Annotated in this window: 9 protein-coding genes and 1 pseudogene; all 10 read right to left on the bottom strand. The window is 36.7% G+C overall.

Going from position 1 to position 15,818, the window contains the following annotated elements; genetic code table 11:
- Window positions 1-92 precede the first annotated feature (92 nt).
- Window positions 93-419, bottom strand: a pseudogene (locus GQR47_RS00005) (kinase); the annotation flags it as partial.
- A 177-nt stretch (window positions 420-596) separates the two neighbouring features.
- The gene (locus GQR47_RS00010; protein ID WP_165723351.1) at window positions 597-3,773 is read right to left on the bottom strand and encodes an AAA family ATPase; all 3,177 of its coding nucleotides are present in this window, start codon (window positions 3,771-3,773) and stop codon (window positions 597-599) included.
- Complete coding sequence (locus GQR47_RS00015; protein ID WP_154902896.1) at window positions 3,763-4,296, bottom strand: ABC-three component system middle component 1; 534 nt, start codon at window positions 4,294-4,296, stop codon at window positions 3,763-3,765. Before GQR47_RS00015 ends, GQR47_RS00010 begins: the two co-directional genes overlap by 11 nt.
- 7 nt (window positions 4,297-4,303) lie before the next feature.
- On the bottom strand, window positions 4,304-4,684 hold the full coding sequence (locus GQR47_RS20620) for an ABC-three component system protein (protein WP_309294878.1): 381 nt from the start codon (window positions 4,682-4,684) through the stop codon (window positions 4,304-4,306).
- On the bottom strand, window positions 4,659-5,642 hold the full coding sequence (locus tag GQR47_RS00025) for an ABC-three component system protein (RefSeq protein ID WP_024596795.1): 984 nt from the start codon (window positions 5,640-5,642) through the stop codon (window positions 4,659-4,661). Before GQR47_RS00025 ends, GQR47_RS20620 begins: the two co-directional genes overlap by 26 nt.
- Window positions 5,639-6,691, bottom strand: a complete 1,053-nt coding sequence (locus GQR47_RS00030) for an MBL fold metallo-hydrolase (protein ID WP_024596794.1) — start codon at window positions 6,689-6,691, stop codon at window positions 5,639-5,641. The genes GQR47_RS00025 and GQR47_RS00030 overlap by 4 nt, the downstream gene beginning before the upstream one ends.
- A 930-nt stretch (window positions 6,692-7,621) precedes the next feature.
- Window positions 7,622-9,877, bottom strand: a complete 2,256-nt coding sequence (locus tag GQR47_RS00035; RefSeq protein ID WP_149603631.1) for an acyl-CoA dehydrogenase — start codon at window positions 9,875-9,877, stop codon at window positions 7,622-7,624.
- A 339-nt stretch (window positions 9,878-10,216) separates the two neighbouring features.
- Window positions 10,217-11,245, bottom strand: a complete 1,029-nt coding sequence (locus GQR47_RS00040; RefSeq protein ID WP_165723352.1) for a zinc-binding dehydrogenase — start codon at window positions 11,243-11,245, stop codon at window positions 10,217-10,219.
- Between the two features lie 10 nt (window positions 11,246-11,255).
- A complete protein-coding gene (locus GQR47_RS00045) occupies window positions 11,256-12,668 on the bottom strand; it encodes a TolC family protein (RefSeq protein WP_165723353.1) in 1,413 nt (470 codons plus the stop codon).
- Window positions 12,661-15,813, bottom strand: coding sequence for a multidrug efflux RND transporter permease subunit (locus GQR47_RS00050; protein WP_002958688.1), 3,153 nt, complete (start codon window positions 15,811-15,813; stop codon window positions 12,661-12,663). The genes GQR47_RS00045 and GQR47_RS00050 overlap by 8 nt, the downstream gene beginning before the upstream one ends.
- Between the last annotated feature and the right edge of the window lie 5 nt (window positions 15,814-15,818).

Consider the following 15,818-nt stretch of genomic DNA (forward strand, 5'->3'; position numbering starts at 1 on the left):
ATGAAACAGACTACTATGATAATTTAAACGAGTCAGGTAAAGTGGCCTGACTTAAACAAACTGGTCTCCGATGAACTCGGGGCGATTCAGTTTTTAAACACCAGCGCGTATTCATCGTCTTTATTAATTGCACCTATACATTCAATACTTTGCGCATGTACTGGTAAATGTTGGCTATAAAGCTTATAAAATGTGTATTCAACACTATACGAGTGCTGCTTTCTTTTAAGCGCAAATTCGCTTTGTTTAATTTTAGGATGGTGTATATAACTGGGTATTTTAATCGCTTTAATAACGCAGGCTTTATCATCAAGCCGGCACTGCACAATACTGCCACATCCACTCCAAAGTGATGTAAGCGTATCGCCAATTTCAATGTGCTTAAAGTGAGGTTGTAATAAAGGAATGTAAAATGCCATAGCTATATTAAGTAATTAAGTTTTTTGTAGTTTAACATTAGTGGACGTTTTTAATAAAACTAAGGCATAAGAAAGCTCCACTTGGTTTTATACAAGTTTGTATGTAAATAGTGGCCAAAATCACTATGCCACTACACCAGGTTATTTCTTTATCTTATTTATTTCTTTGTTTATTTTCTACAACCCTGATTTAACCTTACCATGTGATTCAAGTTCTAAAAACTTAGAAATATTTCTTGGAGCTTTGGCTTTGAATAAATTGTAAAATCGTTCATCATGAGTTGAGATTATGATCTGTTTATTAAACATTACGGCTAAATTTCTGAACAAATCGATTACTGACAGAACGTTTATAGAGTCCATTGATTGCACTGGATCGTCTATTAAAATGCAGTCTACTGCATTCCCTTTGTACTCTTCGGAATTTAAAGCTCTAGCCATGAAAATACTTAAGCTTAGAACGCTAATCTGTGCTGAGCTGAGGTAGATATTAGGCGAAATAAGAGCTGAACTTTCGTCATTAGAAAGGTAAACGTTAAGCTTAGGTTTGTCGTTATCACTGAACGTACATTCAAATACAACTTTCTTAAACCCTGGGTGTGGATCGATCTTAGAATATATTTGATTTACTAACTCAGAATAGAAGTAAGAATCAATTTTTTTCTTCAGACGTGTATTTATTGACGATACATCATCATTTAAAATACTAACAACAGAAGAGATGCTACTTAATTCTTCTTCTTCATTTTTTATCTGTGCATCAATATTAATTACTTTTATATATTTGGAGTAAACTTCAAGAAGATTTAATAAACCTCTGAGACAAAAAGATATTTTACTACTGTTATCATATTCAAAAGATTTCTCATTAAACTGGTGATTTAGAATAGAACTCAAGTCATCCTCATTCATTTCAAAAACATCACTTTGAATGTTTATTGGTAGAATTGAGTAGAGACTATCGATGTTCTCTTTCTCTCTGTTGATTTTAATATTAATATCAGTGAAAATTTTGTTGAAAGATTCAATCGCATCATCTTCAGATAATCTTAGATAAGTTTCAATCGGTTGAGATAGTTTATCTTTCACTAACTCCAAATTAGCAATATTTTGTTTCTTAGTGTCGCTGCTTTCGTTTAATATTGATAGAGTGTTGTAGAAAGTGGTCTTAACATCATCTTCAATTGTACTATTCAATTCAATAGAAAGCTTAGCAATCAAAAACTCTTCAAACTCTTTAACTAAACTTAGCTCTTTTAAATCCTCATTATTATTAGAAATTAGTGACTCAAGAGCAAATATTTCTTCTTTATTGTTTATTATTGTTAAGTTGTGAGTATCTATAACTTCATTTAATCTATTATGAGAGTTTTCATAAAGATAAATTTCATTGTTAATATCTGCTATATTTGTATCTTTATCTTTACCTTGTGTTATTGAATGTAGATTATTTATCCGTTTTTCAAAGTCATCTAGTTCATTTGAATCCTTAGATAAAATTCCTTTTATTTTTTCTTGTTCACTGAGTAAATCATTTAATTTTAACTGCTTATCAGAAAGGTGCTGTAGTACTAAAAGTTCATAGCGTTGTGCGATCTCATTTGTCGATGAGTTTATAGCTTCCTTATTTTTTCTAAACTCCAAGTTTTTTTGATAAATAGGATCAATAAAGTCTTTTAAATATTCATTATTTTGTATGCTTTCACATAGTTTGTCATGATTTTCAAAGGGAGAATAACATAATGGGCAGTTTGAGATACTCGAATTTGAAACTTTACTTAAGTAAGTCAATCCATAACCTTGGAGTTTCTTTAATTCTTCTTCGTTTTCTTTAAGGTTGGATGCACTTTGCTTAAGTTTATTCTCTTCTTTTTGAATGTTATGTAATTTTATCTTATTACTTAGTATAAGTTTATAATCATCAGAAGTTATAAGACCTAATTCTTGTAGACCATTTTCCCAACCATAGGATACAAAATCAATGTTTTTTGTTTTACTGATGATTTCATTAATTTCAGAAACTCTAGTTTCATTTACTGATAATTCTTCTTTGTCTTTATTTGATTTTTCAATTAAATGAATTTTTTTATTCGTTAACTCTTCTAATTGTAGATAATTACTATCTAACCCGTCTCTTTTCCTTTGAAGAACATTAATATAAGATAAACCGCTGTTTATTATTTCTTTCGAGTTCTCTATTGTTTTACTAAGTTTTAAGTTGGACGCTGAAAGTTCTTTAACCTTATGATATTTGTCTTCATTAGATTTTACTAGAGAGTTAACATTGAGTTTTGCTTTTATGTATGCAGGGATTTTTTCATAGTATTCGAAAGCTTCATTCTGTAATTTTATTTTAAAATCTAACTCTTTATTTTCATTAAAGATCTTCTTTATCAATAACTGGTGGTTTTCATAGTTATTTTTATTGACCACTACAATTGCACCTTTTTCCAATGAAAGCCTTTTAATCTCCCTAAATGACTTTCTATACTCAGCATGATATTTAGATATCTCTTTTTTTATAATCTCTTTTTCTTCATTTAGTGATTTATTTTTTTCTTCTATGAGATAAAGTTTATTATTCAAAACCATCTCAATTTGTTCTTTTATTTTATTTTGTTCTACTCCATCAAAGCTAGGTAATTCGATACCAAGTTTAATAAGTTCGCTCACATATTTCGTGAATTTTTCTTTAACAATTGAATCTTTATGAGAATCTATAGATTCTTTCTTAAGTAAAGCCAGCTTATCTTCGATAATAGTTTTCATCGAGTTAATATCTGAAAGAGCCTGATAAAGTTCAATACGACTTGACTCTAATTCTTTTATATCATCTGATTGACACTCAATAAATTCGAGATACCTTTGCTCTGGTCTAGACTCTCTTATGTAACCATCTATAGCTTCTTGAGATAAAATGACTTTTTCAAAAAACTTCCTATCTTTAGGCGTTTTATTCGGATCGAATACATAATCTCTAGTCGCTTTATCTGCACTGATTGAAGCAGTAAAATTTTCGATAGTCGTATCAACGGTTACAGTCGTATTCAATTTATCTGGGTTGTTTATATTTCTTAAAATCAGCTTACTACCAAAATCATTACCAGAATCATGTATTTGGTCTGAAGACAATTTATTGTTGAGTGTTTTTATTGATGGAATTCTTATATATCTGTGAATATTATTTGTTATGGCATAATCAATAGCATCATAGAAGGATGTTTTACCATATCCATTTGGAGCATGTATAGCAACTAGCTTTGCTGGTTCGTCATTAATCATAAAGTCGAATGTACTATCTTCTTTTTTTAGATATCCTTTAAAAGCTTGGATTTCAACTTTTTTAATTTTCATGTTTATTCTCGTTTATGATTAGTGAAATAAAATTTGCTTTATCATCCTTATTGAATTTGGAGTATCGACTAGATATTATTTTCTCTGAAATGTTACTTAATATTAAGCTATCATCAACATCCTTTTTTCTAGAAGTATCTATATCAAAGCCCAATAAAATCACATTTAGTTTTTCAACTACATGAATATTAAAGTTACCATCATCTGATATTATTTTTCTTACGAAAATTTTATTGTTTTCTATTTCACTACGGACATCCTGGGAGATTTTTTCTTTAGAAATGAAAACAAGGTATGTATTCCATCTAGAGAAGTCACTAGATTGTTCACAAATAAACTCTGTGCCGATTACTTGCGTTAGATCTAACCAACTAGACTCCAACTCATCATGAGTTGAGATAGTTTTAACAAATGAATATATTTTGTTTTCTTCATCCAAATCAAAGCTATATAACTTTAGGTTTTCTTCTTCTTGAAGTAACTCAGGTAGTTGTTCTATTTCATAAAAACTATTATTAATCATAAGCCCTCTAAATAATCAAATATTTACTGTAGTTACTTTTTATTTTATCTTTTATGTGTTCACTTCCAGTAACTATGTTAAAGCTCTCTAATTCTTCTTGCTGATCATAAATGCACTTATTATTTAAAGCATCTAAGTCAATCAAGGTTTTCTTCAGATTTTTGTTATTTTGGACATTATCAATATTATAGTCATCACCAGAATTAGTTACTTGATTAATATACATATGTGAAATTGCCCCTGAATTATATTTTACTCTTTGTGAGGGGCTATTTGTCTTGACGATGAAAAAACCATTTTCATCGTGATTGATATATTCATTATCTAAAATACTTAAAAGGTGTTTCTGCCATGTCTTATTACTATTTATATATAATTCTTCTTTTATTTAATATGTTACTAAGATAGGTTTTATCAAACGTTTCAGGTTCATCAACCATCACAGATATTACGATTAACTCGAAAAATGCAGCCCAATACTTCGGTTCATTTACTTCAAAATTCTCATAGAATTCACATTCTAATATATGTTCAAGCTCTTCTTTTACTGTTATGGGGGTAATACCTATCGCTGTAACTTTTGTCTGCCCTATGCAGATAAGTAACTTGCGAATACTATTTAGTAGTGCAGGTTGATCCCAGCCGTCAGAAAATTTAAATGCTAGGTTTTCAAGTGTTTGAAACGATTGCAGCTCTACTGGTAGAACTATTGATAATTTTTCGCTTCTCGATTCATTAATGTGATGAATTATGTCATCAAATTTGTTAATGTTTACAGCAACAACACATCCATCATATTCATTCTTAGAACCTGAATACTTTGTCTCAATCGCTCGCAAAACCACACCGTCGCCATCAGTAAAAACTCCACCTCCAGACATCCCAACTATCCAACTGAATTCGATGTTCATTGATGTTTTTAATTTAATGTGTTCAGTGTACTTAACATCAAATTCATAAGAATGATTTCTATATCTATTTAGTATTACAGGAGCATCTCTACTACGTCCAGGGTAACCACAAAATCTAACCTTTTCAGGAGATGAGATTATTTTTCTCGAAATTACCACATCAGAATTTATTTGTTTTGATGTTCGTAATATTGCTATATCTAGGGAATTACTGCTATTAACTAAAATTTCTAAAATTTCAATAGGTTCGTTATTGTAATCGCGTACTATTAGGTCTCTGATTGGAAGTAAATCACTATGAATATCTTCATTATCAATACATATAACATGCTTAGCTGTGTATATATATGAATAGTCAGAAGTCAAAGAGTTCACTATAACTCCAGATCCCCCATTGATTGTAACTATATTCTCAAAATATTGGTCTTGGTTCATAATGGGATTGTATCAATTTCTTTGGCAACAAAATCAAAGTGTTCATAATCATCTTTCTGGAATATTTTATCTATTAATTCAGGATGGTTGAATAAAAATGACGGTTTATTTCCACTACACTCAATAATTCTTGCAAACACCTCTTTATCTGGATGCCCGTGACCAGTTCCATCGGTTGTTACAATATAAGATTCACAATCAATATAATTCAATAGCTTCTTACTTGTATTGTTCTTACTACCATGGTGAGATAGCTTCATATAGTCCACCTTAATTTTTTTAGTTGTAGTGTAACCAAAAGATTTCAGACCACGAATAACTTCTATTGCGTGAGCGTCACCTAACAACATTAGTGTTTTTCCACCAAATTTAAAGTTGAAAGCGATTGATGCACCATTACTAGGGGAGCCATCTGAAGCGCCTGTTTTTCCATTCATCAAAGATCTCAGGTCTGCTTTCTTTCTGGCACTTGAAGTCAAATTACTAGGATATTTCTCTGCCCACTTTGCATTTCTTTTCTTCAGCTTTTTAATAGATGGAGAGAGTATTTCAAACTCACAGCCGTATTTTTCTATTCGGTTTCCATTTTTTAACCTTGAATGGATAATTTGATCATGTTTTATTTTTTTTTGATTTAGGAGCTCTTCTAGAGTAATACCATCATTGATGCTTGTCGCTGTTGAATTAGAAGTAGATACCTTTTGCTTATCACGCTCTTCAGTAATAGCTAGTTTTTCAGACAACAGCTTTCCTGAGTTAAACCAAACCTCTGTAGTAAGATCTGATAGGTAGCCCTCCTCTTCAAAAGCAGATATTAATCCACAAATATGATCTTGATCTTCATGGGTTATGATTAAAAGGTCTATCTTTTCATCGGCAGATTTAACTTGGTCAAGATAAGTTTTTAAACTACCAGGGCGTACTCCTTGCTGAAAAGTTTCCCCTGGCCCTCCATCAATAAGAATATTACGCTTCTTTCCATCAAAGTCCCCTGAAATCACAAGGGAGTCACCATATGACGCTTTCAATACTGTTAATTGTATAGACATAATTTTCTCAAGCTATTCTCTGCGGGTTAGGTGAAACATACACCACTCTCTTACTGACTAAGCTATTAATAGTTATATAATTAGTGTCCAATAATAGTGCCATTAGAATAGGAAGCTTACAACTAGTTTTGATCGTATAAGCTCATTTGAAGAAAGCTAGTACAGTTCACATTTGACATAATATGATTATCATTCAAATGATTTAAAAATTTTCTAATGTTTTTATGTATTCGAGGTGAGAACTCTAGCCAGCTAATTCAGCTGTAGATTTGAACTATAGCTACATGGTTAGCCAATATTGCGGAAATACTTCAAATTAGTTGAGTGCAGCAATTAGCTGTGGTGCGACGGACATCTAGGTAGTAATTTTGTCAAAAAGCATTGCTACCTCTTTCCGATAAGGTCGTTGGTTAACTTAATTGCCTAAACCATAAATAAACTAGACACATATGGACGCTCTGCCGCTATCAAGCCCTAATGATCCTTCAAGGTTGTTTTTTACGATCTTAATCTATTCTTTTTTAAACATCGCTCCAAATCAGCTGATAAACCGCTGTATTCAGTAACCAATAAAATGGGGGCTGCTCTGGCATATATCCGGGCTTAACTGATTTTCAGCGTCCCTAATGAGTTTCGAACCTACCCCCACATAAATCGTAAACACCCATTCTGTATCTAATGCCGAGCCTTCGCCGGGTTTGAACTAGGTCGGCTTTGCCTATTGTTCATCTTTTTATGGAAAATAAACTAGACAGCCACTCTAATTAAACAAGCTAAACGACCATCAAATGAGCCATCATCACCCTGTCTCTATATTGAACACATAAAAAAAGCCCCGCTTGTTTTTACACAATCGGGGCTCCACACTAATTTTTTAATCAAAAATAAAAGCGCCGATACTACGGGCGCTTTGCATCATTGAATTAAATTTTATTGATTAACTACGCTTTTAAGCGGATTAATCGGCTGTGCGTTATCGTCTAGTATGTTCATGTCAAAATCGAACTCATCTACACGAATCGCTTTTTCACGTTTGATGTTGTAATCAATTAACTGAACGTGTTCAGCTTGCGTAATTACGTTTGCCGCGAGTGCGTTATCAAGCGTAATGTTAAAACGTGCACCTGGTTTAATTACTTTAGCACGTAGTGCTTTTTTAACTTTAGCCAGCTCGCCAAGTGATGCCATTTTAGCTTTGTAAGCTTGCTCATTAATATGATGGCCATCGCCCACTACTGGTTTAACTAAATGCGTGATTTGCGCTTTAAATGCGGTATCTAGCTGAGCTTGCTTAGCTAGTTCGCGGATTAAATCGTCGCTAATTTTTGGCATTTTAGTTGAGTAGTTCATTGTAATGAAACGAATAAACTTACGTGTACCACTTGCAGGGAAGTTATCTAAAAACTTATGCAATGCTTCTTCAGCACTTTGTAGTGCAAAACGAGTCGCGTAATGGAAATACGGCGCTGCTTGCTCACGGTCACTACTTGATACTTTTTGCTCGTAGTATTTAATTGATGCCATAGCTGCATATAAGAAGCTCATTACATCACCTAAACGTGCCGATAGCATTTCTGCTTGTTTTAACTTACCACCAAGTACAAGTAACGAAAAGTCTGCGTACACTGCAAGTTTTGCAGATAATTTATGTACTGCTTTTTCGTAGTCACGTACTTCTGGTAATTCAGAATTAGCACTTGCTGTAAATGGTAAAACACCAAGGCGGAAAGCACGTAAGCTGTTTGCTGTGCTGTAGCCAATTGTTTTACGTAAAATGCCGTTAAATTCTTTATCTGCGCCTTTGTCTTCACTGTGAATTGACTCAACCATAGATTGTAAATATGGGTGACAACGCATAACACCTTGACCAAAGATCATTAGGTTACGTGTAAGAATGTTCGCGCCTTCTACCGTAATGGCAATCGGCTGTGCAACATAACCACTTGCTAATGTATTTTGTGGACCATTTTGAATCGCTTTACCTGCTTGAATATCCATTGCTGAATCAAGTACGTCGCGACCAAGCTCTGTCATATGGTATTTAGCGATTGCGGTTACTACTGATGGTTTTAAACCCATGCCTAAGCCTTCAGTTGTAAGTACGCGCATTGCTTCTTGTAGGTATGTTTTACCTGCAATGTCGGCTAGTTTTTCTTGAATACCTTCAAACTGACCAATGGCTAAACCAAACTGTTCACGCACTGCTGCGTATTCAGATGCTGATTTAAATGCAACTTGTGCTGTACTAACACCTAGCGCAGGTAATGAAATACCACGGCCAGCACCTAAACAGCTAACCAGCATTTGCCAACCACGGCCGATGTTTTTCTGTCCACCAATAACAAAATCCATTGGTACAAATACTTTGTTACCACGTGTAGTACCGTTGTAAAAACGAATACCCATTGGGTCGTGACGATTACCAAGCTCTACACCTGGGTGCTCTTTAGGAATAAGTGCACAGGTAATGCCTAGGTTTTCTTTACCACCTAGCAGACCATCAGGGTCAACTACTTTAAATGCTAAACCAAGTACGGTAGCAATGGGTGCAAGTGTAATGTAGCGCTTGTCCCAGGTAATTTCTAAACCAAGGACTTCTTCGCCGTTGTACATACCTTTAGTTACTTTACCAACATCAGGAATACCACCTGCATCAGAACCCGCTTCTGGGCTTGTTAATGCAAAACATGGAATGTCTGTACCATTTGCTAGGCGTGGTAAGTAATGTGCTTGTTGTTCTTGCGTACCAAAGTGAAGTAATAACTCACCTGGGCCTAACGAGTTAGGAACCATTACGGTTACCGCAACTGCTGAGCTTTTAGTCGCAATTGTGCCAACAATGGTAGAGTTTGCATAAGGGCTAAACTCTAAACCACCAAACGACTTAGGAATGATAAGCGAGAAAAAACGCTCTTTTTTCAAAAATTCTAAGATGTCATTTGGTAAATGAATGCCGTTTTGAATCACTGAATCGTCAATCATACCCAATAACTCTTTTACTGGACCGTCTAAGAATGCTTGCTCGTCTGCGCTTAATGTAGCAGCAGGTACGTCGCGAAGTGCACTGAAATCAGGTTTACCTTGGTAGATAGAACCTTCAAGCCATACATCACCCGCGTCTAGCGCTTCTTGTTCTGTGATAGAAATACTTGGTAATACTTTTTTTAGTTTTGTACGTAAACTCATGATTGAACTCATCCGACCAGCTAAATAATACCTACATTACGTCATAAAAAATCGTTTAGATCAATTACTCTATTCAATTAATTAACAGTTTTTTCAATTTATTTTCTTTACCTGTACGTAAACTGTTGAAACACAAAGGCTTACAGTTGTACGCTGAAAAAAAGTATTTTGACTAAAATGATGAATAAAACAGCAAAAGCGCTAGCGCTGTATCTATTTTTTGATGGGCATAAAAAAACGCAGCACAAATAGGCTACGTTTTTATTCAATTTGTAGAGGCTACATTATCAGTTAATCTAGCTAAAACTACTTAAATTTAAATCAAATTGTATAAGCGCTTCACTTAGCAACTTTAACAATTTGCTTGCCGGTAAAACCACCAGCAAGTTGTTTATTAAGCGCTTGCGATACTGACTCAGCACTAAAGTCTACGGGCGTTATTTCTGGGTGTTTAATGTCGCCACTAACAGCGCCTTCAAGTAACAGGTTGCCCATAAAGCTCAAGCGTTGTTGTGCACATAAACTATTAGCAAGCCATGCACCACCAATCGATACAACGCTAATATTTGGCGCTCGGTGATACATTAAGTCTTGATCAAAATAAGGTAGCGGATTTAAGCAGGCAATACGTCCGCAAAAACGCATTAGCTCAATATTACGCTGAGTACACTCTCCACCTATCGTATCAATAACCGCATCAAAGCCTTGCGGGCCAAGTTCTCTGCGGATTTTTTCGCATAGCTTTTTATCGCTATAGTCAAAAACCACATCAGCGCCTAGCTGCTTAACCAATTTATGGTTACGCTTTGATGCGGTGGTAAATACATCTGCACCACGCTGTTTTGCATATTGAATAGCAAACTGCCCTACCGCTCCGGCTCCGCCTTCAATAAAAATAGTATCGCCTTCACTAATGCCTATTTTATCTAAGCTGATAAGTGCTGCCATACCGGCGCATGGAAGTGTTGCTGCTATGGCCGGATTTAAACCGCTTGGCACAACCGACACTGCAAAGTTAGGTACTTTGGTGTATTCGCTCAAAGCACCTTGCTCACCAATGTTGGCATGCCACATAACCCGCTGGCCAACATTTGGAAACACACCTTTATTAGCTTTAACCACAACACCTACAGCATCTAAGCCTAAAATGTGTGGATACTGCCATTTACAAAAGCCTGTTTTAGCAAATTGACCATCAACTGGATTTAAACCAACGTACTCTACTTTTACAAGCAGCTCGTTATCTGCACAGTCTGGAACAGGCAGCTCAGCATCTGCTAAGTCAATTGCTTCATTTGGTTCTGGCAGTACAATAGCGCGCATCGTTTGCGGGATAATGTATTCATGTAAATTTTCAGTATTTGGCATCAATATAACTCTACTTATTAGTGTCGTTTAACGCATAACTCCATTGGCCATTAAATGACTGGTAAGCATTTACTTTGGCAAGCAGTGAAGAAATTGTTGTTTCAACAGCATTTTCTTGTGCTATTAAAACATCCTGACGCGCATCTAACAACTCAAGGTAAGGAATTTGGCCTTCTTGATACATTGCTTGGGCTTGTAAAAATGCTTTATTAGCAAAGTCATAGCGCTCATCTGCAAAGCGCTTTTGCTGCGTCTGATTGACCAACAATTGCAGTGAAAGTTCACTTTCACTTAGTGCAGTTAATACCACTTGTTGATAATCGCTGTATGCGGCTTCACTTAAAAACTGCTGCGCGTCGCGCTGTGCTAATAATGCTGGGTAACTTAATAACGACCATTGTAACTGCGGCGCTACTTGCCACTGCTGATCAGTATTTTTTAAGCCTGTGCTGTCTATACTCACAACCCCTGCAAATGCAGATAAGCTAATATCTGGTAATAACGCTTTGCTAGCTGCAACACTTAAACTATTTGCTTGGCTAAAGTCAAACAGTGCACGGCTAATATCAGGACGTAAGGCAATGGCATTATTAGCGTTTTTTAATGCTACGCTAAAGTCACGTTCAAGCACGCCTTGCTCGTTTTCAATAGCAATATTTTGCGCTAACTTACCGCTTAGTACTGCAAGAGCAGATAAATCGCTGTATTTTGCATACTCAATGGCAGGCATTAGTGCTTGTTGCTGCCTAAGCTGCGCCATAGTACGGTTTAAATCAAGCTCGTTTGCGACGCCTTCGTCAACACGGGCTTGAAGAACGTCAATACTTTGCTCAAGCGCTTCAATTTGAAGTGTAACAATGTGTTGTTTTTCAACATTACCTTGATAACTTACAAAGCCTTTAACAACTGACGATACTACTTCAATTTGCAGTAAGCGTACTTGCTCTGCTTGGCTCATGGCCGATGCATTTGCAGCATCAACCAACGCCGTAATGCGACCAAATAAATCTAGCTGCCAATCAAGTGCAACGTTTGCACTTGATTGACGGTCATAAACGCTTGGTGCATCGCTTCGAGCTGCGCCAACATTTACGCCACCTTGCGGAAGGTACTGGGCTTTTTGCTCTCCTAATCGCGCTAATGCACTTTTAAGTGTTAGCTGGCTTGTTTGCAAATTATAGTTATTTGCAAGCGCACCAGTAACAAGCTCATTTAGTTGATCAGAATTAAGCTTTTTCCACCAGTTTGTTTCATCAGCAACGCTAACGTTACTAGCAATATTAGCTTTGGCAACAAATTCGTTAACGGCTTTTTGCTCACTCATGGTGTCTATTTTACTCGCACACCCGGCTAAAAACGCAGCGACTAATACCGCACTGACAGTTAGACTTGTTTTAAGTCTTTTTTGCATTAATTTAGTCATGAGTATTCTCCTGCGCTTTCTCTTTTTTGTTAGTCACTAACATATAAAATACCGGCGTAAACAATAGGCCAAACACGGTTACACCTATCATGCCTGAGAATACTGCGTTACCCATTGCGTGTCGCATTTCGGCGCCCGCACCGGTGGCAAGTACTAACGGTACAACACCTGCTGTAAATGCAATCGACGTCATTAATATTGGGCGCAAGCGCATACGACATGCCTCAAGTATTGCCTCTAAGTGCGATAAGCCTGAGTCGTGTCTATCTTTTGCAAACTCAACCATCAATATCGCATTTTTAGAAGCCAACGCGACCAGAACTATTAACGCTATTTGGGTGAATATGTTGTTGTCAGAGCCAACAAACCACACGCCCAACAAGGCTGAGAAAATAGTCATTGGTACAATTAATATAATTGCCAGTGGTAAACGTAAGCTCTCGTACTGCGCTGCAAGTACCATAAATACAAGTAATACAACTAACGGGAATACATAAACCATGGTGTTACCGGCAAGTACTTGTTGGTACGTTACTTCAGTCCACTCATACTCAATACCTGTTGGTAGTGTGTCTGCGAGTACTTTTTCAATAGCAACTTGTGCTTGATCAGAACTATAACCTGGCGCTGGGCTACCATTTAGTTCTGCACTTGGGTATCCGTTGTAATGCATAACACGGTCAGGACCAATTGTTGGTGTTACTGTTAATACAGAGCCTAGTGGCACCATATTACCTGAGCGGTTTCGTACTTTTAAATTAAGTATTTGATCAGGGTCTAAGCGATAGTCAGCATCAGCCTGTGCATTTACTTGGTACGTACGACCAAACATATTAAAGTCATTTACGTACACAGAGCCTAAGTAAATTTGCAGTGCATTAAATACTTCATCAAGTGGAATACCTTGAATAAGCGCTTGCTCACGGTCAATATCAATATCCATTTGTGGAACTTGGATACGGAAACTTGAGTACAGGCCCATTAATGCTGGGTCTTGTTGCGCTTTACCAATAACGGCTTGCAGGCTATTAAATAGTGCCTCAAATCCTTTATTAGCTCTGTCTTCTATTTGCAGTTTAAAACCACCTGTTGTGCCCAATCCTTGAATTGGCGGCGGTGGAAATACCGCTACAAATGCTTCATCAATGGCAGCAAAACGTTTATTCAACTGCGCCGCTATCGCCATCGCTGATTGGCTTGGGTCGGTACGTTTGTCAAAGCTCTCAAGTGGTGTAAATACAATGCCGCTGTTAGGGCTGTTTGTAAAACCGTTCACTGATAAGCCAGGAAAAGCAACAGTATGTGCCACGCCTGGGACTTCTAATGCAATTTGCTGCATTTGAGCAAGTACGTCTTCAGTACGATCAAGGCTTGATGCGTCAGGTAACTGCGCAATAGCCACTAAATACTGTTTGTCTTGCTGTGGAATAAAGCCACCTGGTACGGTATCAAATAACTTAATTGTGCCGCCAACAAGTGCAATATAAGCCACCATTACAACAACGGTCATACGGATTAGTTTTTGTACCAGTTTTTCGTACCCTTTAGCACCACGATTAAATACGCGGTTAAATGGTTTAAATAACCAACGGCCAAACAGTTTATTAAGTAAACGAGTAAACGCATCTGGTTTTGCATCGTGCGACTTTAATAACAATGCAGCAAGCGCTGGCGATAACGTGAGTGAGTTAAACGCTGAGATAATCGTCGAAATTGTAATTGTAAGTGCAAATTGCTTATAAAATTGACCAGACAGCCCGGTAATAAACGCAGTAGGAATAAATACAGCACTTAGTACCAGCGCAATGGCAATAATAGGGCCTGTTACTTCGCTCATTGCAACGCGGGTTGCTTCAAGTGGCGATAAGCCTTTTTCGATATTACGCTCTACGTTTTCAACAACTACAATAGCATCATCTACAACAATACCTATGGCCAAAACTAAACCAAACAGCGACAAGGTATTAATTGAGACACCTAACCACTGCATTACGGCAAATGTACCAATAAGTGAAATAGGCACAGCAATTAGCGGAATAATTGATGCACGCCACGTTTGTAAAAATACAATAACAACAATAACTACCAGTACAATTGCTTCAAGCAAAGTGGCAATTACCGCGTCAATTGAGCCGCGAACAAATACCGTAGGGTCGTACACAATGTCGTATTCAACACCAGTAGGGAAATCTTTTGATAAGCGCGCCATTGTTTCGCGTACTTGATCAGAAAGCTCAATAGCGTTTGAACCTGGACGTTGGAATATTGGCATTGCAAGAGCTGGTTGGTTATCAAGCTCTGCACGCAGTGCGTAAGTGTCTTGACCTAGATCAACACGGGCTATATCAGATAAACGCGTTAACTGGCCTTCGTCGCCTACTTTAATAATAACTTGTTCAAACTCTTCAATACTGTTTAAACGACCTTTAACGTTTAACAGTATTTGAAATTGACTGTCGTTTGAAATTGGTTGCGCACCTAAGCTACCTGCAGCAACTTGCTGGTTTTGCGAGCGAAGTGCTGTTACTACATCTGTTGCTGTTAATTCGCGTGCAGCAAGAGCATCTGGGTTTAGCCATACTCGCATTGAGTATTTGCCAGCACCAAACATGCGAATATCACCTACACCCGGTAAACGCGCAATTTCATCTTTAATGTTTAAATCGGCATAGTTAGATAAGTACGCTGTGTCGTGCGTTTTTTCAGGTGAATATAAATGCACTACCATAGTTAAATCTGGCGATGATTTTTCGGCTACAACACCTAAACGTTGTACTTCTTCTGGCAAACGCGGAAGTGCACTGTTTACACGGTTTTGTACTTGTACTTGAGCACGATCTAAATCGGTACCTAACGCAAAGGTCACCGTTAATGTCATACGGCCATCGCTTGTACCTTGCGAAAACATATACAACATGTTTTCAGTACCGTTAATTTCTTGCTCCAGCGGTGTTGCCACTGTTTGCGCAATAACGGTTGGGTTAGCACCCGGGTAGTTAGCGGTAACAACAACAGTTGGAGGAACTACTTCTGGATATTCACTTACTGGTAATTGGAATAGTGATATACCACCAGCAATTAAAATAACCAACGACAGCATAGCCGCAAATATTGGGCGCTGTATAAAGAAATGCGAAAATTTCATCAATA

The sequence above is a fragment of the Pseudoalteromonas sp. Z1A2 genome, assembly GCF_011378755.1.
GTDB classification, from domain to species: Bacteria; Pseudomonadota; Gammaproteobacteria; order Enterobacterales; family Alteromonadaceae; genus Pseudoalteromonas; species Pseudoalteromonas distincta.